Annotated in this window: 23 protein-coding genes; 7 read left to right on the top strand and 16 right to left on the bottom strand. The window is 56.7% G+C overall.

The genetic code is table 11. From position 1 onward, the window contains the following. Positions 1-97: 97 nt before the first annotated feature. On the top strand, positions 98-1,390 hold the full coding sequence (locus Q9R35_RS03650; protein WP_026483346.1) for an NCS2 family permease: 1,293 nt from the start codon (positions 98-100) through the stop codon (positions 1,388-1,390). A gap of 120 nt (positions 1,391-1,510) precedes the next feature. Beyond that, positions 1,511-1,891 carry a thioredoxin gene (trxA, locus tag Q9R35_RS03645; RefSeq protein WP_311219349.1) on the top strand — a complete coding sequence of 127 codons (381 nt, stop codon included), beginning with the start codon at positions 1,511-1,513 and terminating at the stop codon, positions 1,889-1,891. Positions 1,892-1,955: 64 nt separating this feature from the next. On the opposite strand, the gene Q9R35_RS03640 is transcribed toward trxA, so the two are convergent. The 6 genes from Q9R35_RS03640 to tadA all read right to left on the bottom strand — a co-directional run bounded on the left by Q9R35_RS03640 (position 1,956) and on the right by tadA (position 6,800). Beyond that, entirely contained in the window at positions 1,956-2,219 is a 264-nt protein-coding gene (locus tag Q9R35_RS03640) for a DUF2024 family protein (protein WP_042480975.1), read from the bottom strand. Positions 2,220-2,243: 24 nt separating this feature from the next. Continuing rightward, positions 2,244-2,774, bottom strand: a complete 531-nt coding sequence (locus tag Q9R35_RS03635; protein WP_311219348.1) for a redoxin family protein — start codon at positions 2,772-2,774, stop codon at positions 2,244-2,246. A 208-nt stretch (positions 2,775-2,982) separates the two neighbouring features. Further along, positions 2,983-3,579 (bottom strand): YigZ family protein, encoded by a 597-nt coding sequence (locus Q9R35_RS03630; protein ID WP_042480977.1) that lies wholly within the window; start codon positions 3,577-3,579, stop codon positions 2,983-2,985. 8 nt (positions 3,580-3,587) lie between these two features. After that, positions 3,588-5,186: an ABC-F family ATPase gene (locus tag Q9R35_RS03625; protein ID WP_042480980.1), complete on the bottom strand. Its 1,599-nt coding sequence runs from the start codon at positions 5,184-5,186 to the stop codon at positions 3,588-3,590. Positions 5,187-5,249: 63 nt separating this feature from the next. Beyond that, the gene (locus Q9R35_RS03620) at positions 5,250-6,212 is read right to left on the bottom strand and encodes an LD-carboxypeptidase (RefSeq protein WP_311219347.1); all 963 of its coding nucleotides are present in this window, start codon (positions 6,210-6,212) and stop codon (positions 5,250-5,252) included. A gap of 39 nt (positions 6,213-6,251) precedes the next feature. Next, entirely contained in the window at positions 6,252-6,800 is a 549-nt protein-coding gene (gene tadA / locus Q9R35_RS03615; RefSeq protein ID WP_311219346.1) for a tRNA adenosine(34) deaminase TadA, read from the bottom strand. Between the two features lie 61 nt (positions 6,801-6,861). On the opposite strand from tadA, the gene Q9R35_RS03610 reads away from it, so the two are divergent. Both Q9R35_RS03610 and Q9R35_RS03605 read left to right on the top strand, forming a co-directional pair. Continuing rightward, the gene (locus Q9R35_RS03610) at positions 6,862-7,806 is read left to right on the top strand and encodes an ABC transporter ATP-binding protein (protein WP_063690453.1); all 945 of its coding nucleotides are present in this window, start codon (positions 6,862-6,864) and stop codon (positions 7,804-7,806) included. Next, positions 7,803-8,564: an ABC transporter permease gene (locus Q9R35_RS03605; RefSeq protein ID WP_009462119.1), complete on the top strand. Its 762-nt coding sequence runs from the start codon at positions 7,803-7,805 to the stop codon at positions 8,562-8,564. The genes Q9R35_RS03610 and Q9R35_RS03605 overlap by 4 nt, the downstream gene beginning before the upstream one ends. Positions 8,565-8,658: 94 nt before the next feature. Here the strand turns inward: Q9R35_RS03605 and Q9R35_RS03600 are convergent, their stop codons facing one another. The 3 genes from Q9R35_RS03600 to Q9R35_RS03590 form a co-directional block, all read right to left on the bottom strand. Then, positions 8,659-9,177 (bottom strand): GNAT family N-acetyltransferase, encoded by a 519-nt coding sequence (locus Q9R35_RS03600; protein ID WP_404977936.1) that lies wholly within the window; start codon positions 9,175-9,177, stop codon positions 8,659-8,661. Positions 9,178-9,225: 48 nt separating this feature from the next. Continuing rightward, positions 9,226-9,711, bottom strand: a complete 486-nt coding sequence (locus tag Q9R35_RS03595) for a YajQ family cyclic di-GMP-binding protein (protein ID WP_311219345.1) — start codon at positions 9,709-9,711, stop codon at positions 9,226-9,228. Between the two features lie 74 nt (positions 9,712-9,785). Next, the gene (locus tag Q9R35_RS03590) at positions 9,786-11,438 is read right to left on the bottom strand and encodes an acyl-CoA synthetase (protein WP_063690457.1); all 1,653 of its coding nucleotides are present in this window, start codon (positions 11,436-11,438) and stop codon (positions 9,786-9,788) included. A 199-nt stretch (positions 11,439-11,637) separates the two neighbouring features. Here Q9R35_RS03590 and crcB point away from each other — a divergent pair, with 199 nt between their 5' ends. Both crcB and Q9R35_RS03580 read left to right on the top strand, forming a co-directional pair. After that, positions 11,638-12,024, top strand: a complete 387-nt coding sequence (gene crcB / locus Q9R35_RS03585; protein ID WP_045929973.1) for a fluoride efflux transporter CrcB — start codon at positions 11,638-11,640, stop codon at positions 12,022-12,024. After that, entirely contained in the window at positions 12,021-12,773 is a 753-nt protein-coding gene (locus tag Q9R35_RS03580) for a glutamine amidotransferase (protein ID WP_311219344.1), read from the top strand. The genes crcB and Q9R35_RS03580 overlap by 4 nt, the downstream gene beginning before the upstream one ends. On the opposite strand, the gene Q9R35_RS03575 is transcribed toward Q9R35_RS03580, so the two are convergent. Further along, entirely contained in the window at positions 12,722-13,549 is an 828-nt protein-coding gene (locus tag Q9R35_RS03575; RefSeq protein ID WP_311219343.1) for a helix-turn-helix transcriptional regulator, read from the bottom strand. The genes Q9R35_RS03580 and Q9R35_RS03575 overlap by 52 nt on opposite strands. Positions 13,550-13,634: 85 nt before the next feature. Between Q9R35_RS03575 and Q9R35_RS03570 the strand changes: the two genes are divergently transcribed. Continuing rightward, on the top strand, positions 13,635-14,639 hold the full coding sequence (locus tag Q9R35_RS03570; protein ID WP_311219342.1) for a bile acid:sodium symporter family protein: 1,005 nt from the start codon (positions 13,635-13,637) through the stop codon (positions 14,637-14,639). An 86-nt stretch (positions 14,640-14,725) separates the two neighbouring features. Here Q9R35_RS03570 and Q9R35_RS03565 read toward each other — a convergent pair whose 3' ends face one another. The 6 genes from Q9R35_RS03565 to Q9R35_RS03540 form a co-directional block, all read right to left on the bottom strand. Continuing rightward, positions 14,726-15,541 carry a TlpA disulfide reductase family protein gene (locus tag Q9R35_RS03565; RefSeq protein ID WP_311219341.1) on the bottom strand — a complete coding sequence of 272 codons (816 nt, stop codon included), beginning with the start codon at positions 15,539-15,541 and terminating at the stop codon, positions 14,726-14,728. 97 nt (positions 15,542-15,638) lie between these two features. Further along, positions 15,639-16,301, bottom strand: a complete 663-nt coding sequence (locus tag Q9R35_RS03560) for a phosphoribosylanthranilate isomerase (protein ID WP_063690469.1) — start codon at positions 16,299-16,301, stop codon at positions 15,639-15,641. A gap of 61 nt (positions 16,302-16,362) precedes the next feature. Further along, entirely contained in the window at positions 16,363-18,036 is a 1,674-nt protein-coding gene (locus tag Q9R35_RS03555) for a TRAP transporter large permease subunit (RefSeq protein ID WP_199264701.1), read from the bottom strand. A gap of 2 nt (positions 18,037-18,038) precedes the next feature. Next, positions 18,039-18,656, bottom strand: coding sequence for a TRAP transporter small permease subunit (locus tag Q9R35_RS03550; protein ID WP_042481021.1), 618 nt, complete (start codon positions 18,654-18,656; stop codon positions 18,039-18,041). A gap of 183 nt (positions 18,657-18,839) precedes the next feature. Beyond that, positions 18,840-19,655 (bottom strand): tRNA pseudouridine(38-40) synthase TruA, encoded by an 816-nt coding sequence (truA, locus tag Q9R35_RS03545; protein ID WP_042481025.1) that lies wholly within the window; start codon positions 19,653-19,655, stop codon positions 18,840-18,842. 12 nt (positions 19,656-19,667) lie between these two features. Further along, entirely contained in the window at positions 19,668-21,074 is a 1,407-nt protein-coding gene (locus Q9R35_RS03540; RefSeq protein ID WP_063690473.1) for a FimV family protein, read from the bottom strand. Positions 21,075-21,076: the final 2 nt, after the last annotated feature.

The raw sequence follows: 21,076 nt of genomic DNA, 5'->3' as shown, positions 1-21,076 counted from the left end.
GCGACAAAGGGGGGCGACGCAGTGGCACACTCGTGGTTAAAATCCCGCATCGATAATTTCAAGCTCCGATCGCCTAATAATCACAAGGAGGCTGCCCATGTTTGAACGTCTTTTCAAACTCTCTGAGCATGGCACCAACGTCCGTACCGAGGTCCTGGCCGGTATCACTACCTTCCTGACCATGTCCTACATTATTTTTGTGAATCCAGACATCCTGTCGTCCACAGGGATGGATCGCAATGCCATTTTTGTAGCCACCTGCCTGGCCGCTGCTCTGGGCACCTTCATCATGGCCTTTGTGGCGAACTGGCCTATCGGCATGGCGCCGGGCATGGGTCTGAACGCCTTTTTTGCCTTCACCGTGGTCGCCACCCTGGGCTACACCTGGCAACAGGCGCTGGGCGCGGTCTTTATTTCCGGCGTGATCTTCCTGATCCTGACGGTGACCGGCATCCGGTCCTGGCTGATTCGGGGCATCCCGAAATCCCTGCAAAGTGCGATTGCCGCCGGTATCGGCATGTTCCTGGGTCTGATCGCCCTGATGAACTCGGGCATCGTGGTGGCCCACCCTGCCACCAAGATTGGTCTGGGTGATCTGACCCAACCTGCGGCCCTGTACGCAATTCTGGGCTTTTTTATCATTGCCGCCCTGGATGCGCTGAAGGTTCGCGGCGCGATCCTGATCGGTATTCTGGCCGTGACCATTCTGTCCATGCTGACCGGTCACAGCGAATTTGGTGGTGTGGTCTCCACTCCCCCCTCGCTGATGCCTACCTTCATGCAACTGGACATCATGGGTGCCCTGCACACCGGCTTTGTTCACGTAATTCTGGTGCTGGTGCTGGTTGAAGTGTTTGATGCCACCGGCACCATGATCGGGGTTGCCAAGCGTGCCCGCCTGATTGAAGAAGGCAAACCCAACCGTCTGGGCCGCGCCCTGCTGGCTGACAGTACCGCCATTGTGGCCGGTTCCATGCTGGGCACCAGCAGCACCACCGCCTACGTGGAAAGCGCCTCGGGTGTGCAAGCCGGTGGGCGTACCGGTCTGACCGCCCTGACCATTGGCGTGCTGTTCCTGCTGGCCCTGTTTTTCTCGCCTCTGGCCGCGACCGTTCCCGGTTACGCCACCGCCCCTGCCTTGCTGTACGTGGCGTGCTTGATGATGCGCGAAATTACTGAGGTGAAATGGGACGACATGACCGAGGCCGTGCCTGCCGCCCTGGCTGCCTTCACCATGCCCTTCACCTACTCGATTGCCAACGGCCTGGCCTTTGGCTTTATCAGCTACGTCATCCTGAAGCTGACAACCGGCCGCTGGCGCAGTATCCACCTGGCCACGCTGATTGTCGCCATCTTGTTTGTGATCAAGTACGCAATCGCTACGGAATGAAAAACCTTACAGCAAACTCGTTTGGCGCTTTAGGGCTGTCTGGAAAACGAGTACACTGATTGCATGTTTAACGAAGCGGCTGAACACCATCAGCCGCTTTTTTATTGCGGAGGCTCCCCCATGAGCATCGTCGAACTGAACGAAGAAACATTCCAGGCTGCAGTAGAAGACGGCAAACCCCTGATCATCGACTTCTGGGCTCCCTGGTGCGGTCCATGCCGCCAGTTTGCTCCCGTCTTTGACGCAGCGGCAAGCAAGCACACGGACGTGACCTTTGCCAAGGTCAACACCGAAGAAGAGCAGGAACTGGCCGCTGGCCTGCGTATCCGCTCCATTCCTACGCTGATGGTATTCCGTGAACGCGTTCTGCTGTTCTCGCAAGCCGGCGCCCTGTCTGCTGCCCAGCTGGACGACCTGATCGAGCAAGTCAAGTCTGTGGATATGGAAAAAGTCCACGCTGAGATCGCTGCCCAGCAAGATCAGCAAGCTGACCAGGCCTGATTCAGCCTGCTCTACAAAAAACGCCAGACTGCTTGTCTGGCGTTTTTTTATACCTGGACCTGACTTACTCGCAGTTTTCCAGCTCAATAATCGCGAAGCCACTGCGCTTGATTTCACTCTCTACCGGCGCAGACGCCATTTCCGTATGGCAAAAGCGGCACTCGCGCGAGGTAAAATTCTCAACCTTCACCCCTTTGGCCGCCAGATAACGCTGGCCATAGCTCAAGACCTTGTCCATATCCTTGGCATCATCGCTGACCAAAATATCAAAGTGCATACGACGCCCGTCAGGACGCACGACGTAGGTATCAAACACTGCAATCTTCATGACAAACCCTATTCAGCAAAAAACCTAATAAGTACACGTAGGCCCGCAAGAGGAAGAGCCTTCCTTTTCCTGATCCCCCGCTTTCCTGGTTTCTTCGGCCGGACAGCGAGCAATCAGCTGACCGACAAAAGCGCCCAGACGCAGATCGTCCAGATGCCCCAATTCCTTCAAGGCCAGATTGCCATCACGGTCAAAAATAATGGTGGATGGTGTCCCGCCCAGGCCCCACTCCTTCATGGTGCGCGGCAAGGGGCCGCTGTCTGAGGGCTGGTCAATGGCGATGGGAAAATTCAGACGGTACTCATGGGCGAAGGCTTGCAATGCGGCCGGCCCCATCACGTCGTGATGTTCGAACACGCTATGCAGACCAATAATGCGCAGATCGTCACGCGAGAACAGCGTATCGAGCTTTTTGGCTTGCGGCAGGCTGTTGATGACACAGCCCGGACAAAGCATCTGGAAGGCAGTGACCACCACAACGCGGCCACGCAAGGATGACAGGCTTAATGGCGCGGTCGTATTGAGCCACTGGCTGGCATGGATCTCGTAGGACATGACATACACCCCCAATGCTGACTAAACCCGATCATACCCGCAGGCGGAATGCAGACTTAGAAGAAATCAGAAGTGTTTAGTATGGCCACAGCCTGGACGGTGCAGAGGGACAATCGTCTGGAAAAGATACCTTTGCGTCCAGAAAACCCCATCAAGGCAGATGGCGGCAAGAGGTCCATTGCGGACTTTGGGCTGAACAGAAAATGACTTACGCTTGCTCCAGGGGCTCACATTCGCCCTGGCCGCGTGTCATATTGATAAAGGACTGCTGAAACTCCGCCTTATGCTCGACCGGCAGATTCAATACCCACTGCACGCCCTCAGCGTCGAACTGTTCGTCCTGAACCTGAACGCCAAAGCTGTCGAAACGGGATTGAACCAAGGCCAGATCGGCGAAGGAGCAGCGGCAGCGCAAGGCGGCCATGGGAATCAGTTCCTGCTTGTCAGCAAGCCGCAAACATTGAGCGGCCACGCCGCCATAAGCACGCACCAGACCGCCCGTGCCCAGCTTGACGCCCCCAAACCAGCGAATAACCAGCACCGCGACGCGGTCGCAATCCTGCCCTTCTATGGCTTGCAAAATGGGGCGCCCGGCTGTGCCGCCGGGTTCACCATCATCGTTAAAACGGTATTCAGACCCGATCTTGTAGGCCCAGCAATTATGCGTGGCATCGGGCACACCCTTGGCCTGAAAGAAGGCCAAAGCCTGGCTGGCACTGTCTACAGGAGCAGCCAGTGCCAGAAAACGGCTTTTTTTGATGTCCTGCTCGAAGCTGGTGGGCTCACACAGGGTAAAGACGGCCACCCCTGGCCTCAGTCCTGCTCGCGGCTGGCCAGGTAGTCTTCGTAGCCACCGCGGTAATCGACCAGACGGCCTTCAGGCATCACTTCGATAATGCGAGTTGCCACACCGGAGACGAACTCGCGGTCATGGGACACGAAAATCAGAGTGCCTTCAAATTTTTCCATGGCCATCTGCAAGGACTCGATCGATTCCATATCCAGGTGGTTGGTCGGTTCGTCCAGCAGCATGACGTTGTGACGACCCAGCATCAGGCGAGAGAAGGTCATGCGGTTTTTCTCGCCACCGGACAACACTTTCACGGGTTTGATGATGTCATCCGCCGAGAACAGCATGCGACCCAGCACGGAGCGCAGGGACTGGTCATCGTCGCCGGCCTGACGGAACTGGCTGATCCAGTCAAACACATTGTCTTCGGTGTCGAATTCGTCCGATACGTCCTGAGCCATGTAGCCGATATCGGCGTTTTCGGACCAGACGACCGAACCACTGTCAGGAGCCAGATCACCGGCCAGCAAACGCAGCAAGGTCGTCTTACCCACACCGTTCGCACCCACAATCGCGATTTTCTCGCCAGCTTCAATCATGGCCGAGAAATTCTTGATAATGGGGTGATCGTAGGACTTGCTCAGCCCCTCGATGGTGACCGCCAGGCGGTGCAGCACTTTTTTCTGTTCAAAACGGATAAATGGGTTCTGACGCGAAGAAGGCTTCACCTCGATGGTGTCTGCCTTCAGACGACCAATCTGTTTCAGACGCGAGGTAGCCTGACGGGACTTGGACTTGTTGGCGGCAAAACGGCGCACAAAGTCCTGCAGTTCGCCAATACGCTCTTTGGCCTTGGAGTTGGCCGCCAGCACACGTTCGCGCGACTGCACGGACGCCAGCATGTAATCGTCGTAGTTGCCGGGGTAGACACGCAGCTCGCCGTAATCCAGGTCGGCCATGTGAGTGCAAACCTGGTTCAGGAAGTGACGATCGTGACTGATGATGATCATGGTGCTCTGGTAGCTGTTGAGCACATCTTCCAGCCAGCGGATCGTGTTGATATCCAGGTTGTTGGTCGGTTCGTCCAGCAGCAGAACATCGGGGTTGGAGAACAGGGCCTGTGCCAGCAGCACACGCAGTTTCCAGCCGGGAGCAATTTCGCTCATGGGCAACTGGTGCTGTTCGACGGGAATTTCCAGGCCCATCAGCAATTCACCGGCACGACTCTCGGCGGTATAGCCGTCGTACTCGGCAAAACGGGCCTCCAGCTCGGCGGCCTTCATATAGTCTTCTTCGGTGGCTTCTGGATTGTCGTAGATGGCATCACGCTCTTGCATGGTGCTCCACATTTCGGTGTGGCCCATCAGCACCACATCCAGCACGCGCTTGTCTTCGTAAGCAAACTGGTCCTGACGCAGCTTGCCCAGACGCACGCCCGGGTCCAGCGATACATTACCCCCGCTTGGCTCCAGGTCGCCGCCAATGATTTTCATGAAGGTAGACTTGCCCGACCCGTTGGCACCAATCAGGCCATAGCGGTTGCCTCCGCCCAGTTTGACACTGACGTTTTCAAATAAAGGCTTGGCACCAAACTGGATCGTTAAATTAGCGGTGGAGATCACGTAAACGTACTTTGAAAAAGGTTGAGTTCAACCCAGTAGTGTATCAAGCAGGCGCGAAATCCGTTAGTGCTCGTGCTCATCCAGGACCAGATAAGCCATGCCGTCCTCGGTGGCCAGGCCCACTTCCTTGCCTACAGGCAGGCTGACCTTGACGTCCACATGGCCATAAGGCAGGCCCGTCACGACCGGAACCTTGACGGTTTCACGCAGCCAGCGCACCACCGAGTCCATATCAAAGCCGTTATCCGAAGCCCCTGTCTTGTAAGCCGTGAAGCGGCCCAGCACGACGGCCATTTGACGATTCAGCACGCCGGCATGCCAGAGTTGCGTCAACATGCGCTCGACCCGGTACGGGGCTTCGCCCACGTCTTCCAGGAACAAGATGCCGCCGTCAATATTGGGGAAGTACGGCGTGCCCAGCAAGGAGCAGACCAGGGCCAGATTACCGCCCCACAGAACACCGTGACCATCGACGGCATCCGAATCCTCGGACTCAAAGCTGAACAGTTCCAGCTCGCCACGCATCAATTCACCAAACAGCTCGGTTGTCAGCTCGTCAGTCTCATCGCCACCGAAGTCGGCAATCGCGGTGGGGCCGGTATAGCTGATGGCCCCAGTCTGCGCCAGCAAAGCCAGATTGAAGGCGGTGAAATCCGACATGCCCACAAAACGCTTGCCGCTATCGGCCACTGCGCGCCAGTCGATCTGGCCCAGAATGCGGCTCAAACCATAGCCGCCGCGTGTCGCCATTACAATAGGCTGGGGCTGCTGCAAGGCGCGCTGTACAGCGGCCAGACGCTGGGCGTCCGTACCGGCAAAGCGTTCGTGTACCGCCAAGGCGTCCGGATCTATGTCCACGGCAAAGCCCAGCTGGTTCAAACGCTGGCTGGCCAGCTCCAGCCGTTTGGGCTGAAGGATCTGGCCAGAGGGCGAAAACAGATAAATGCCCGAACAGTCCTGCTGCCCACAATGGCACTCGCCATGTTCGTGGTGATGGTGATGATGGTCGTGCTCGGGGCTGCTCATGATTAACCTTGAAAATAAAGTGCTGCTATTTTAGCGAGACTACTGGGCGCCATCCAGCGGCGATTGGATTGTTTGAGCCTGCTTTTGCAACTTCTTTTGTTCGCGTCGTTCACGGAAAAAATCCCGCAAGGCCTGAGCCGCATCCTCGGACATCAAACCACCCGAAACACGCGTGTGGTGATTCAGAGTGGGATGCAGATGCAAGGACTCCACACTGCCACACACCCCGGTCTTGGGATCAGCTGCCGCCCACACCACACGCGACAGACGCGCATGCAGCAAAGCGCCCAGACACATCATACAAGGCTCCAGCGTCACGAACAGGCTGGCGCCGGGCAAGCGGTAATTGCCGACTTTACGCGTTGCAGCGCGCAAGGCCACGATCTCGGCATGCTGGGTGGGATCATGGTCACAAACCGTGCGATTGGAGCCCACAGACAGCAGCCTGCCGTCCGCGTCCAATAGTACGGCACCTACGGGCACCTCGCCGATGCTGGCCGCCAGTTGAGCCTGTTCCAGGGCTAAAGCCATAGCCTGAGCATCACTCAAAACATCACTCTCTGTTTGCGGTGGTAAGCTAGTTGGCATCGTTAAATCCATTGCGTTATTCAAACCCTGTCGGCACAGCAAAAGGGTCATTTTACTGTCTATGCAGAACACTCCTGATTCTCACGCTATTTTGCGTGTTCGAGGCCTGAGCAAACAATACGCAAACGGGCACCAAGCCCTGCACGCTTTGGACCTGGATATCTGGCGGGGCGAGATTTTTGCCCTGCTCGGCTCCAACGGCGCAGGCAAAACCACCTTGATCAGCATTATCTGCGGACTGGTCAACCGCAGCAGCGGCACCGTATTGGTGGACGGCGCAGACAATGTCGACGACTACAAGCGTGCCCGCCAGAAAATTGGCCTGGTGCCGCAAGAGCTAAGCGCCGACTCTTTCGAGTCCGTCTGGAATACCGTCAGTTTCAGCCGTGGCCTGTTTGGCAAAGCGCCCAATCCGGAGCTGATCGAGCAGATTCTGAAAGACTTGTCCTTGTGGGACAAAAAAGACAGCCCCTTGATCACCCTCTCGGGCGGCATGAAACGCCGCGTGCTGATTGCCAAGGCGCTGTCCCACGAACCCGAAATCCTGTTTCTGGATGAACCGACCGCCGGTGTGGACGTGGCCTTGCGTCAAGGCATGTGGGCCTTGGTGAAACGGCTGCGCAGCCAGGGCGTCACCATTATTCTGACCACCCACTACATTGAAGAAGCTCAGGAGATGGCCGACCGCATTGGCTTCATCAATAAAGGCTCCTTGCAGCTGGTGGAAACCAAAGACAATCTGATGCGACGTCTGGGCGGTAAAACCCTGAACCTGAATCTGGCCGAGCCCATCAGCACCCTGCCCGCCTCTCTGGATGCGCTGGGACTGCAAACCGCAGCGGACGGAATGAGCCTGCTCTACCCCTTGACCAATCGCGAACAGGATCATGACTTGAGCAGCTTGCTGGCGGCGGTTGGACAGGCGGGCTTGACGATTACCGACATCCATACCCGCGAGCGCAGTCTGGAAGATATTTACGTTGAGTTTGTAGGGGCACAATCATGAACTGGTACGCCATTCTGGCCATTTACCGCTACGAAATGTCGCGCACCCGACGCACCCTGCTGCAAAGCATTGTGGCACCCGTGATTTCTACCGCCTTGTATTTTGTGGTGTTTGGCGCTGCCATCGGTCATCGCATCAATGAAATTGGCGGTGTGCCCTACGGCGCCTTTATCGTGCCGGGTCTGACCATGCTGTCAGTGCTGACACATAGCGTCTCCAACGCCGCTTTCGGGATTTACTTTCCACGCTTTACCCGCAATATCTACGAGATTCTGTCAGCGCCCATTTCACACTTCGAGGTGACCCTGGCCTTTGTGGGCGCAGCAGCCACGAAGTCGCTGTTTCTGGCAGCCATTATCCTGATCACGGCGCGGCTGTTTGTGCCTTATGAGATTGCTCACCCTATCTGGATGCTTTGCTTTCTGGCGCTAACCGCCCTGACCTTCAGCCTGCTGGGTTTCATTATCGGCATTTGGGCCGACAACTTTGAAAAGCTGCAATTCGTGCCCATGCTGATTCTGACCCCCCTCACCTTTCTGGGCGGCACCTTCTATTCCATCGACATGCTGCCCGAGTTCTGGCAAAAACTGACCTTGCTGAACCCGGTGCTCTACCTGATCAGTGGCTTTCGCTGGAGCTTTTTTGATCTGGCCGATGTAAATGTGTGGCTGAGCCTGGGCATGACACTGCTGTTTTTAAGTGTGTTTCTTGCCGTGGCGGGCTGGATTTTCAAAACGGGCTATCGATTGCGCCCGTAAATAAAAAAAAAGGCCGGGAATATTTCCCGGCCTTTTTTTGGCAACTCGAACAGGATACGCAGTCGCTAGATACTGAACGTGTCCTCAGAACAGTTCAATCGGGATGCACAGCGCAATCCATAAAACTGGCTTGCTCTCCATACTGACGCAGCTTTGCTTCCAGCACGGGTGCAGGCACCCCTTCAATCGGCTTGTAGCCCAGACGCTGCCAATAGCCCACGGCAGGTCCCAAAGACACCAGACTGCAACGACGCAAGCCACGCTGCCAGGCATAGCGACGACCGGCGTGCAACAAGGCCCCCGCCACACCCCGGCCTTGCACACGGCGCATTACGGCACAGTCGTGAATAAACCATTGGTCTGCAGGCGAAGGCAGGCTGTTCAGCGCATCGCCCAAGGACGGCGGCAACAGGCCCGCCCAGGGATAGGACACCAAATACCCTTGCAATTGATCGTCGGCATCGCGGGCCACCCAGCAGCTCTCCGGCGCCAGATCCAGACGGTTCTGATAAAAGCTGCGGTCTTCCAGAATATCCGCGTCGTACACATCCGCCTGGACTTCCAGCACCTGGCTCAGATCGTGCACCTGCATTAACTCAATTCGTACATTCATAGCTGCTACACGGCAGCGGCAGGCCACCACCGCGCCGTTTCACTCGGATTAGTCGCGGAAGTTATCGTACTGCAGCGGCAATTCCACGTCGGTCTGCTTCAGCAGAGCGATGGCAGCCTGCAAGTCGTCCCGTTTCTTGCCAGTCACGCGCAATTTCTCACCTTGAATTTGCGTGTCGACCTTGAGCTTGGCGTTCTTGATGGCGGCAATCAGCTTCTTGGACGTAGGCTGGTCCAGACCCTGGCGCACCTTCACTTTCTGACGGGCACCGGCCACGTTTTCCAGCACTTTTTCAGTATCCAGGCAGCGCACATCAATCCCACGGGCAGCAATACGGCCACGCAGAATCTGCATCATTTGCTCCAGCTGAAACACGCTGGGAGCCGATTGCAAAATGGTGTTCTCGTCTTCGAGTTCAAATTTGGCATCCGTACCTTTGAAGTCAAAACGGGTGGCCAGCTCGCGGCTGGCTTGCTCGACTGCATTACGCAGTTCGTGGGTGTTAACCTCGGATACAACGTCAAAAGATGGCATTCCTAACCGTCCTGTTCCTTAAGTGCAGACAGGCCGCCTAAAGCGACCTGTGTGCTTTTTAGAAAACGCTGCTCTTAGTCCGAAGCGGCTTGCTTGGCCTGCTGACGCAGCGCGAATTTCTGTATTTTACCTGTTGCCGTTTTCGGCAACTCCATAAAACTGAAATGACGCGGTATTTTAAAGCCAGCCAGGTACTGGCGGCAATGCGCGCGCAGTTCTTCTACGGTGACTTCCGCGCCGGGACGCAGCTCCACGTACACGTGCGGTGCTTCGCCCCAACGCTCGTCAGGCTGGGCCACAACAGCCGCCGCTTGCACGGCAGGATGGCGATACATGACGTCTTCAATCTCGATGGAGGAAATGTTCTCGCCCCCGGAAATGATGATGTCCTTGCTGCGATCCTTGATGCGTACGTAGCCGTCCGGCTCGCACACGGCCAGGTCGCCTGTGTGGAACCAACCGCCGCCCAGGGACTCCTGGGTAGCCTGCGCGTTCTTCAAATACCCCTTCATGGTGATATTGCCGCGGAACATGATCTCGCCCATGGTCTGGCCATCGGCAGGGACGGGTTCCATGGTTTGCGGGTCCAGAACCTGTACGCCCCCTTGCAGGTGATAACGCACCCCCTGACGGGCATTGCGCTGCGCACGTTCCTGGATATCCAGCTCGCTCCAGGGGGCATGCTGCGCACAGACCGAGGCCGGGCCATAGGTTTCGGTCAGGCCATAAACGTGGGTCAATGCAAAGCCCATGCGCTCCATGCCTTCGATCATGGTGGCCGGAGGTGCGGCGCCGGCCACCATGGCCGACACACCCTTGGGCAGGCGGGACTTCAAGGCTTCGTCGGAGTTGACCAGCAGGGAGTGCACAATTGGCGCACCACAGTAGTGGGTGACGCCGTAATCGACCATATTGTCGACCATGGCCTGAGCTTCCACCTTGCGCAAACAGACGTTCACGCCAGCACGAGCCGCGATCACCCAGGGGAAAGTCCAACCATTGCAATGGAACATGGGCAGGGTCCACAGATAGACCGCATGCTTGGGCATGTCCCATTCCAAGACGTTGGACAAGGCCCCCAGATACGCGCCACGGTGGTGATAGACCACGCCTTTGGGCTTGCCGGTAGTACCGCTGGTGTAGTTAAGGGCAATCGCGTCCCACTCGTTGGTGGGCAATTGCCAGTCGTAATCCGGATCGCCTCCGTCCACGAACTCTTCGTAGGTTTGCGAGCCGATACGCTCTGCGCCAGTGTCAAAATAAGTGTCCACGACGTCAATAACCAGAATGGGCTCTTTGCTTTCGCGCAGGCTCAGGGCTTCTTTCATGACGGCGGCAAATTCGCTATCCACCAGAACCGCACGCGCTTCGCCGTGATCGAGCATATAAGCGATGGTGCTGGCATCCAGACGGGTATTCAAGGTATTCAGTACCGCGCCGCACATGGGCACGCCAAAGTGTGCCTGAACCATGGGCGGAGTATTGGGCAACATCACCGCCACGGTGTCGCCTTTGCCAACCCCGGCCTTGGACAGCGCGCTGCCCAATTGGCGGGTACGCGCATAAAGCTGCGACCAGCTCATCTTGATGCCGTTTTGGGCGGGCCCGTAAACCAGAGCCGGGTAGTCAGGGTAGACAAAAGCACTGCGCTCGATGAAATCCAGCGGCGACAAAACACGATAATTGGCGTCTGTCTGGGGCAAATCCTGATCGTAAATACTCACCACAAAGTCTCCAAAAAAGGGCGGGCTAACCGAAATGCACGGCGGTCCGTCTGATAATTGCGCTCTTACATTAGCTGGCTACAGAGCTTTGGGCAAGGTCGCCTTTTCAGCTATAGAGGCGCATAATGACACGCTATCTAAGGTATATATCGCGACCGGCTGACTGCTCGCTGACAGTTTGCCCCCTACCTGAAGGCCCTTCATGCCCGTAGCCATGCTGTATATCGCCGCCGGTGGCGCCCTGGGCGCACTGGCGCGTTGGTTCCTGAGTCAGGCACTAAATGTCCTGTTCCCTACGCTGCCCCCCGGTACTTTGCTGGCTAACTTGATTGGCGGCTATCTGATGGGCATCGCGATGGCCTATTTCAGCGGACTGGGACTGGGCCACGAAGGCTGGCGCATGTTCGTCATGACAGGGTTTCTGGGCGGCCTGACCACCTTCTCTACCTTCTCTGCCGAGATCATGACCTTGATGATGCAACAGCGTTATATCTGGGCCTTGGGCGGCATCGCCATCCACGTGGTCGGCTCCTTGCTGATGCTGGGTCTGGGCATGGCCACCTGGGGTTTGCTGCGGGGACAAGCATGATGGACGTACATTTTCTTCAAGCCGGCTCCCCTCCTCCTGATGTTGAGCAGCGCTTTGGCAATCAGAACGCCTGGTTCAAACGCGCCCTTCAAGCCCTGGAGGTGAATGTCCGCACCTGGCGAGTTCACCAGGACGAGGCCTTGCCTGCGCCGGACTGCCCGGACCCGGTGGTGATCAGCGGCTCCTGGAACATGGTCACCGACAGGCTGGACTGGAGCGAAAACCTGGCCGCCTGGATTCGGGAACGCTATCAGACACAAATGCCCTTGCTGGGTATTTGCTATGGCCATCAATTAATGGCGCATGCCTTGGGCGGGCGCGTGGATTACGACCCCAAAGGGGCCGAAGTCGGTTATCTGCCCATTCACTTGTCCGAACAGGCCCACGGACATGAACTGCTGGCCAATCTACCCATGCAGTTCCCTGCCCTGCTCAGCCACCAGCAAAGCGTGCTGAGCTTGCCCGAACATGTAGAAATACTGGGCAGTTCTGCACACGACCCGCATCAAATCCTGCGTTACGGCCCCGCTCAGTGGTCAATTCAGTTTCACCCTGAGTTTTTTGCCGGCCTGTTGCGATACTGCGTTCTGCGCAAGGCCGAATCCTGGCGTGCCCAGGGCATTGATCCGCAAAGCCTGGCTGACCCCATTCAGGACACGCCCGACGCTCATCGCCTGCTGTGCAATTTTGTGCAGACTTACTCGTCCAGCGGTCCCAATGGGCGGCAGAAAAACTCGCCAGGCGTTTGACCCATCAAGTCCCGAAAGGCCGCTACAAAGGCCGACATGCTTTCATAGCCACACGCCAAGGCCACATCAGTCACCCGTTCGTGTCGCTCCAGCAGCGGCAAGGCACTCATGACGCGCAAGCGCTGACGCCAGACCCGAAATGTCAGCCCGGTTTGCTGACGGAACAAGCGGCTCAAGGTTTTTTCTGACAAGCTCTGTTGCTCCGCCAAATCCTGCAAGCTCCAATCGCCTGCTGGCTGCGCCTGCAATTGCTCGCATACCTGCAAAAGGCGTGGGTCCGAGGGCCATGGCAGAATCAGGCCGCTTTCAGGCGCAGCCAGTAAACGATCCAGCAAAACCTGCACCAGACGGCCCTGCGCCCCCTCGCGCTCGTACAACACCGGCAAAAGGCTGAATTCGCGGATCAGCTCGCGCAATAAGCGGTCTACAACGACCACGCGACAGGCAGCAGGTGCTTCGGGCAGAGCACTGACATCAATATAGAGACTGCGAATCTGCGCATCGGGCGAACTGCGCACCCCATGCTCTACGCCCGCAGGCACCCATACCGCCTGTTGAGGCGGCGCCATGAAGCGCCCGCTGGCAGTACGCACCTCGATCACCCCCGTCAAAGCATAGGAAAACTGCACCCAGGGATGCCGGTGTGGGCGAGCAATGGCCTGGTTGGGCAAGGTGCGTTCCTGGCCATACAAGGGCCGGGGCAGGTAACGCAGTTGCTGCAAACTCTCTGGAATTCGCTCTGCAGGCATCAGAATGTCCGTTTGTCGATAATCCATATCCGTTTAGCGATAAACCCCCAAAAAGGTCTACGGTAAAGTGAGGCCTTTCATAACGCAAGCCTTTCAAGCCTCTAACAAACCCATGTTCTCTCAACTGCGACTGCTTTTTGACAACTTCACCCTGATCCTGATCGGCGTGGTGGCACTGGCAAGTTTCTTTCCCGCCTACGGCCAAGGTGCGGTGTTCTTTGACGTGATCACTGGCCTGGCCATTGCCCTGCTGTTCTTCATGCACGGGGCCAAGCTATCCCGCGAAGCCATCATTGCTGGAGCCACCCACTGGCGTTTGCACTTGCTGGTCTTTGGCTGCACCTTTGTCATGTTCCCCCTGCTGGGCCTGTTGTCCAAGCCCATCTTGCTGCCCTTGCTGGGCATGCCCTTGTTTGTAGGCATTCTGTACATGTGTGTCCTGCCCGGAACCGTGCAGTCGGCCATCGCCTTTACCTCGATTGCTCGCGGTAATGTGCCTGCTGCCATTTGCAGCGCTTCAGCCTCCAGCCTGATTGGTATTGTGCTCACGCCCGTACTGCTCAAGCTCTTGCTGGACGCTGACGGCGGCTCGGCTACTTCGACCCTGGATGCCATCAAGAAGATCAGTCTGCAATTGTTGCTGCCCTTTGTAGTCGGCCATCTGATGCGCCCCCTGATTGGCAAATGGATGGACCGCAACCGCAAATGGCTACGCAGCGTGGACCAGTCCTCCATCCTGCTGGTGGTCTACACCGCGTTCAGTGCTTCGGTGATTGGTGGCCTGTGGCAAGCCGTGCCACCCAAGTCCCTGGCTATTCTGGCTGTGGTTTGCCTGGTGTTGCTGGCCATCATCCTGTTCCTGACCACCTGGCTGGCGCGCAAACTGGGCTTCAATAAAGAAGACGAAATTACGATTGTCTTCGGGGGCTCCAAGAAAAGTCTGGCAACCGGCGTACCCATGGCCCAAGTGCTGTTTACCGGCGCTGCCATTGGCCCGGCCCTGCTGCCCATCATGATCTTCCACCAGATTCAGTTGATGGCTTGCGCATTCATTGCAAATAAATATGCCCAACGTCCTGAAACACCAGAAGAAAAAGCACAACTGCAAAGTGCCTGATCACGCTTTGCTGAATCGCTGAACAAATGGCCCGACTTCAACACGAAGTTCGGGCCATTATTTTTCATGCGGAAGAATGCCGACTTTTACTGAAGCTTGTTGATCTTGTCGTTCAAAGTCGCAGCAGACAGCTCTCCTGCCCGCACATCCACCAAACGTCCCTGCTCATCCAAAAACAAGGTTGTAGGCAAGCCACGGCTGCGCACGGCCTGGCCCAGCTGCATTTGCGGGTCGCGCCACATATTATCCAGCTCCAGATTCTCGTCCAACAAGTACTTCTGGATCTCGGCCAGTTCCTCGCCCTGGTTCGCAAACACGATATTCACATCGGAACGGGTGGATTGCACTTGTTTGAAGGCAGGCATCTCGCGGCGGCACGGAGGACACCAGCTGGCCCACAAGTTGACAACCGTGACCTTGCCTTTATACAAATCCAGATTTTCCGGAGCACTGACATCAAGCTGCATGGGGATCAAGTCTATCTCGGGCAATGGCATGGCGGTTTCCACTCCCCCTCGTCCTGTCGCAACCATGATTAGCGAGAATGCCGCCACACCAACGGCCAACCCTCCCGATACAGCAGGCAGAACGGCCTTGTCACGCAGCACACGCCACAGCACATAGAACCAGCCTGCTGTCACGGCTGCCGGGATCATCAGACCACCGTCGCGCAAATCCAGCCAGCTCAAGGGTTCGCTTTGATAAAACTGCCATTGCTGGATCAGAAAACCCAAACGACCAACCAGCACACCCAGAATAATCGCGCGCCACAGCACCGATTCAGCTCGGGTCTGCTTGCGTCTATCCAGCCAGGCGGCCAGAAACAGCCCCAGCAATGCCGCGACCATAAAAGCAAATAGAGACGTGGCAAAGGTAAAGGGACCGAGCTGTATGCTTTGCATAAACATAAATCCTGACGAGACCAAATAAAAATCGACCCGCCATAAGCGGGTCGGGGCAATAAGTACAGACAGCGTCGCTGCTAAAAGATTCCCTCAATCAGGAGGCGCTACTCAAAATCTGCATGAATTGGCCCATTTTCGTTTTGCATTTGATGCCGGGTTCCAGCTCGACTCCACTGCTGACGTCAATGGCATAGGGACGATGCAAGGCGACTCGTTCAGCCACGTTGTCGATACGCATGCCACCAGCCAGCACCAGCGGTGGCAAGCCGTCCTGGCCTTGCAAACGTGCTTGCAGACCCTGAATCAGCTCCGGATCAAAAGCCGTACCGGTACCGCCATACGCATCGTGATAACCATCCATCAACCAGGCACGAGCATCCTGATACTTCAAGCATTGTTCCAGCAGGCCACCCACCGTCTCCAGACCAGGCGCACCGACTCGAAAAGCCTTGATATACGGATGTGCATAGCGACGGCATTCTTCCGGGCTTTCCTCACCATGAAATTGCAGCAGATCCGGCTGCACCTGTTCCAGAATTTCCCGTACAAAGCTCTCGGACGCATTCACAAACAGGCTGACTGCCTGCACAAACGCCGGTACACGGGCACGCAGGGCGGCGGCCTGCTCTGTACTCAACATGCGGGCGCTTTTCGGGTAAAAGACAAACCCCACCGCATCCGCGCCCAGCTGCACGGCGGCATCAATATCCTGCGCTCGGGTAAAGCCACAAATCTTGACTCGGGTACGGCTGAACATCACACATCCTTGAATAAAAAAACGGGGGCCAGATGCCCCCGTGGTCAATCATGAAACGACTTTATTGGAAACTGCTGGCCGCGTCATCCGTTCCAAATCCATAGCTGTCCGAACCGTAAGTCGATTCCGTGCCAAACTGGATTTGTGAATCCTCCAGCAGAACCTCGCCGTGTTTATAGTGCGTGACGAGTCCGGGGAAGACCAGCACGGCCGCTACCATCAACAACTGAATGATAATAAATGGTACCGAGCCCCAGTAAATATCCGTTGTGGCCACACGCTTGATACGCTCGCCCGTCACCTTGTCAGTGTAGTCCTCTTTGGGGGCCACCGAACGCAAGAAGAACAACGCAAAGCCAAAGGGCGGGTGCATGAAGGAGGTCTGCATATTGACCGCCAGCAAGACACCGAACCAGATCAGGTCAATGCCCATCTTGTCGGCAATCGGCCCGAGCAGCGGCACAATAATAAAGGCCAGTTCAAAGAAGTCCAGGAAGAACGCCAGCAGGAAGGTCAGGATACTGACGATAATCAGGAAGCCCCACTCACCGCCAGGCATATCAATCAAAAGATGCTCCACCCACAGATCGCCATTGATGCCACGGAAGCTCAGACTAAAGACGGTCGAACCCACCAGAATGAAGACCACAAAGCAGGACAGGCGAGTGGTGGATTCCATGGCCTGGCGCAGCAGCTTCCAGGACAGGCGGCCACGCGATACCGCCATGATAATGGCACCGACAGCCCCCATCGCCCCACCTTCGGTTGGAGTCGCGACACCAATAAAGATGGTGCCCAACACCAGGAAGATCAGGAACAGCGGTGGCACCATCACAAAGATCACGCGCTCGGCGATCTTGGACAGCATGTTCAACTTGAGCAACTTGTTGATCAGCGCAATCACCCAGGCCGTTACGCCCCACAACAGCAGCAGCACCACAATGTGCTCGTCCATGGGGATATTGGGATGCGTGGCAAAGTAATGTTGCGAGCCAAAGTACGCCACGGCCGAGGCCACAATGGTGAGGACGATCAGCGAGGTCAAACCGCGGCTGCCATTGGGCTCTACATACACCCGGGCCTCGGGCGGCAAGGCGGGAGCCGACTTGGGCTTGATGTAGGACATCACCACGATGTACAGAATGTAGACTCCCACCAGCAGCAGGCCGGGCAACATGGCGCCACGGTACATATCGCCAATGGAGCGACCCAGCTGGTCAGCCAGAATGATCAGCACGATGGAGGGCGGGATGATTTGCGACAAGGTGCCTGAGGCGGCAATCACCCCGGTTGCCAGCTTGCGGTCATAGCCGTAGCGCAACATGATAGGCAAGGAGATCAGGCCCATGGAGATGACCGAGGCCGACACCACACCCGTTGTGGCAGCCAGCATGGCACCGACCAGCACCACGGCAATGGCCAGTCCACCACGCAAAGGACCAAATAGCTGGCCAATGGTATCTAGCAGGTCCTCGGCCATGCCGGATCGCTCTAATATCAGCCCCATCAAGGTGAAGAAGGGAACCGCCAGCAAGGTATCGTTCTCGACAATCCCAAATACCCGTTGTGGCAAGGCCTGAAACAAGGCCGGCTGCATCATGTCCAGTTCAATAGCGACCAGACCGTACAAAATCCCGATTGCCGACAAGGTGAAGGTAACGGGAAAACCCAATAGCAAAAACACGATCAGGTTAAAGAACATGATCGGAGCCAGATTATCAATCAGGAATTCCATTGTTACTGGCCCTTGGAAACAGAGGTTGTCACTTCATTTGCCTGGGCCATCTCACGAATCTCCTGGGCAAGTTCTTCTTCTGCACTCAGCCCACCATTTCTTAATAAGGGATTGGGACAGGCACCCAGCAAAAAGCCTATGCATTTGATCAGGTGAGACACACCTGCCAATGCCAATAGGGCAAAACCGACGGGGATCAGTAGCTTGACCGGCCAACGTACCAACCCTCCGGTATTGGAGGACTGCTCGTTAAGCACGTAGGACTGCTCGAAAAACGGAATGGAGAGCCAGAAAATCAGCAAGGTAGCGGGCAGGAGGAAAAAGATCACGCCGATAATATCGATCCAGATCTGAACGCGCGGCGGAAAACGTTCCGCCAGGGCATCCACCCGTACATGCTCATTCACAAAGAAGGTATAACCAGCCGCCAGCAAGAAAATTGCACCGAACAAATACCACTGCAATTCCAGCCACTGATTGGAACTGATGCCATATACCTTGCGAACTACGGCGTTAATAGCACTGACCAACACCACGATCAGGGTTAGCCAGGTCACGGACTTACCAACGACCGTATTCAGACGGTCGATCAAACTAGACAATCGTAAGAAGAATTTCATGGCCTTGCTCAGGATATGGTCGCCTTCTGGATTCGCTTGTGGCTAATGCCCGAAGGTGGTCGGCCTTATACAGATAAGAATGTAAGAGAAGAAAATGGCTTCACATTTTATACGATTGAAGCATGTGAAGCCGGTTCGGATACCGGGGATAAACCCTTTAGAAACGAGCTAAATCATGTTTTTTCAGGCCGTTTCACCAAAACGCAATCCGCTTAGCTCATAGAGCAAATCGTAGGGATTGCTGGCGGGAATATCAAACTGCTCGGGGTAATCCACCCCAGCCAGATACAGGCCACTGGCATCGAAAGTCGGGGCCGACAAGCGGCGATCGCGCTGTGCCAATAAATGCAGCACCCAATCAGGCGGCTGACGGCCTTGGCCGATATAAATCAGCATGCCCATCAGATTGCGAATCATGTGATGCAAAAAGGCATTGGCGCTGAAACGGAACAGGAAAAAATCGCCCTGCTGTTCAATCCGGATCTGCGACATGGTGCGCACCGGACTGGCCGCCTGACATTGCGAAGAACGAAATGCACTGAAGTCGTGCTCGCCCACCAAATGCCGGGCAGCCTCTTGCATCAGGGCCAGGTCCAAAGGACGAAACACCCAGGCCACTCGGCCATGCAATAAGGGGGACCGCACCCGGTGCTGACGCAGTAGATACACGTAGTGACGACCTTGGGCCGAGAAGCGGGCATGAAAATCATCCGGCACTTCGCGCGCCCATTGCACGGCAACGGAGTCCGGCAGCAAGGCGTTCAAGCCGCGCACCCACGACTCCAGGCTGCGCTCGGCAGCCGTGTCCAGATGAACTACTTGATTGAGGGCATGAACGCCGGTGTCGGTGCGACCGGCGCAGATCGTAGAAACAGGCTGGGCCGTAAAACGGCCCAGTGCCTGCTCCAGAACATCTTGAACGGTGTTGCCACCGGCCTGACTTTGCCAACCCAGCCAGGGCGTCCCTTCATAGCAGACACCCAATGCAATACGTCTCATGGTGGGTTTGCCTTACTGACGAACGGGAGGCTCGTCCGAAGGCGGCTGATCCAGGTCCAGATTGATTTTTTCCAGTTTTTCCCGAACCATCGCTTCGCTGACAGGTGCAGGAGAATCATCGCCATGGCGATTTTCGGTATTGGCGCGGCGCAAGACCCAGGTCACCAGGACCACAATCAATGCCAGTACCACGGCCATCACGGCCAACATATGTTCTTGAATCCAGGACACGGTCTTTTTTGCCTTGTTAACTGCACCGGCCATCTTGCCCTGCTCGGGCTCGGATGGCACGGAAATCGCTCCTGCCACTGCGGCAGAAGAAGCGGCGCCTGAAGCGCCAGAATGAGTATTACCATTGGCAGCATCGCTGCCGGAGTCGCTCAGCCCCAGCTCTTGAGCTGAATCCAGGACGAGATCTTTAGCGGCCTCGCCCTGGGACTGCAAGGCCCGGCCCAGGGTAGAGACGTTCTCTTCCAGTTGCGAGACACGATCGCCCGTTTCGCGCAGTTCGTGCTGCAATTGCTGCTTGGCGTCACGGGCCTCGGCCCCTGCCGACAAGAGCAAACGATCCTGACCTTGTGCCTGAGCACCCGATTCGCTGGAGCCGTTTTGCGCCACACCTTGGGAAGCATCGGACTGATCCTGCCCTGCTTGCGCAGCGGAGCGCAAGGCCTGGGCCTGGTCAATATAGAAACGGCGTGCCTGGGCATCGTCTACGGATAACATGGCCGCCGCATCAGGAATCTGTAGGGTTTGGCCTGCCTTCAGGCGGTGCATGTTCTGGTCGATGAAGGCATTCGGATTCTGCTTCTGAACCGCCATCATCCACTGATAGGAACTGACACCATCCACCGCATGGCGACGTGCCAAGGCATGCAAGGTATCACCCGATTTCACGCGTACTGCGCTTTGGGCCTGCACCTTGGAGGCTGTGCTCGAAGGGGAAACCTGCACCGACACGGGCGCCTGACGGCCTGCTTGTGGCTGCGTCACTGCTTTAACGGCCACAGGAGCCGGAGCCAGCACACTGACCTGATGCAAGAACTGCCCGCTATCACTTTGAATCTGCAAGAGCACGTCGGCCACCGAGCCCGAGAACATCTGCTCGGAGGACAGCCGAATGCGCCGTACTTGCCCCTGCCCGTCCCGGTCGATCACGGCCTTCAAGGAGTCCAGATCCACCGGAGGGGTCAAGCCAGCCTGTTGCCAGGCCGACAAGGGAGCGGGTGTCACCCTCAGGGACAGGCTTTCTTCAGGGCTGATCTGTCGTATGCCCACATCCAGCTTGAAAATCTGATTAGGAGCCGACACCAAACGACTATGGCCGATTTCCAAAGCGGAAACCGGCGTAGCCGCCAGCATCCCGGCCACTAGCAGGGCCGAACCCAGCGTACGTACAGGATGCAGACGGCCAACCATGA

Source organism: Alcaligenes sp. AB3, from assembly GCF_031844565.1.
Classification (GTDB): domain Bacteria; phylum Pseudomonadota; class Gammaproteobacteria; order Burkholderiales; family Burkholderiaceae_B; genus Alcaligenes; species Alcaligenes faecalis.
Note: the sequence above shows the minus strand (reverse complement) of the source record. Positions and strands in the feature narration are given on the sequence as shown.

What these genes read in the sequence shown, in the direction of transcription:
- Q9R35_RS03650 (WP_026483346.1), top strand. Translation starts at nt 98, where the DNA reads ATGTTTGAACGTCTTTTCAAACTCTCTGAGCATGGCACCAACGTCCGT.
- trxA (WP_311219349.1), top strand. Translation starts at nt 1,511, where the DNA reads ATGAGCATCGTCGAACTGAACGAAGAAACATTCCAGGCTGCAGTAGAA.
- Q9R35_RS03640 (WP_042480975.1), bottom strand. Translation starts at nt 2,219, where the DNA reads ATGAAGATTGCAGTGTTTGATACCTACGTCGTGCGTCCTGACGGGCGT.
- Q9R35_RS03635 (WP_311219348.1), bottom strand. Translation starts at nt 2,774, where the DNA reads ATGTCCTACGAGATCCATGCCAGCCAGTGGCTCAATACGACCGCGCCA.
- Q9R35_RS03620 (WP_311219347.1), bottom strand. Translation starts at nt 6,212, where the DNA reads ATGAGCAGCCCCGAGCACGACCATCATCACCATCACCACGAACATGGC.
- tadA (WP_311219346.1), bottom strand. Translation starts at nt 6,800, where the DNA reads ATGCCAACTAGCTTACCACCGCAAACAGAGAGTGATGTTTTGAGTGAT.
- Q9R35_RS03610 (WP_063690453.1), top strand. Translation starts at nt 6,862, where the DNA reads ATGCAGAACACTCCTGATTCTCACGCTATTTTGCGTGTTCGAGGCCTG.
- Q9R35_RS03605 (WP_009462119.1), top strand. Translation starts at nt 7,803, where the DNA reads ATGAACTGGTACGCCATTCTGGCCATTTACCGCTACGAAATGTCGCGC.
- Q9R35_RS03600 (WP_404977936.1), bottom strand. Translation starts at nt 9,177, where the DNA reads ATGAATGTACGAATTGAGTTAATGCAGGTGCACGATCTGAGCCAGGTG.
- Q9R35_RS03595 (WP_311219345.1), bottom strand. Translation starts at nt 9,711, where the DNA reads ATGCCATCTTTTGACGTTGTATCCGAGGTTAACACCCACGAACTGCGT.
- crcB (WP_045929973.1), top strand. Translation starts at nt 11,638, where the DNA reads ATGCCCGTAGCCATGCTGTATATCGCCGCCGGTGGCGCCCTGGGCGCA.
- Q9R35_RS03580 (WP_311219344.1), top strand. Translation starts at nt 12,021, where the DNA reads ATGATGGACGTACATTTTCTTCAAGCCGGCTCCCCTCCTCCTGATGTT.
- Q9R35_RS03575 (WP_311219343.1), bottom strand. Translation starts at nt 13,549, where the DNA reads ATGGATTATCGACAAACGGACATTCTGATGCCTGCAGAGCGAATTCCA.
- Q9R35_RS03570 (WP_311219342.1), top strand. Translation starts at nt 13,635, where the DNA reads ATGTTCTCTCAACTGCGACTGCTTTTTGACAACTTCACCCTGATCCTG.
- Q9R35_RS03565 (WP_311219341.1), bottom strand. Translation starts at nt 15,541, where the DNA reads ATGCAAAGCATACAGCTCGGTCCCTTTACCTTTGCCACGTCTCTATTT.
- Q9R35_RS03560 (WP_063690469.1), bottom strand. Translation starts at nt 16,301, where the DNA reads ATGTTCAGCCGTACCCGAGTCAAGATTTGTGGCTTTACCCGAGCGCAG.
- Q9R35_RS03555 (WP_199264701.1), bottom strand. Translation starts at nt 18,036, where the DNA reads ATGGAATTCCTGATTGATAATCTGGCTCCGATCATGTTCTTTAACCTG.
- Q9R35_RS03550 (WP_042481021.1), bottom strand. Translation starts at nt 18,656, where the DNA reads ATGAAATTCTTCTTACGATTGTCTAGTTTGATCGACCGTCTGAATACG.
- truA (WP_042481025.1), bottom strand. Translation starts at nt 19,655, where the DNA reads ATGAGACGTATTGCATTGGGTGTCTGCTATGAAGGGACGCCCTGGCTG.
- Q9R35_RS03540 (WP_063690473.1), bottom strand. Translation starts at nt 21,074, where the DNA reads ATGGTTGGCCGTCTGCATCCTGTACGTACGCTGGGTTCGGCCCTGCTA.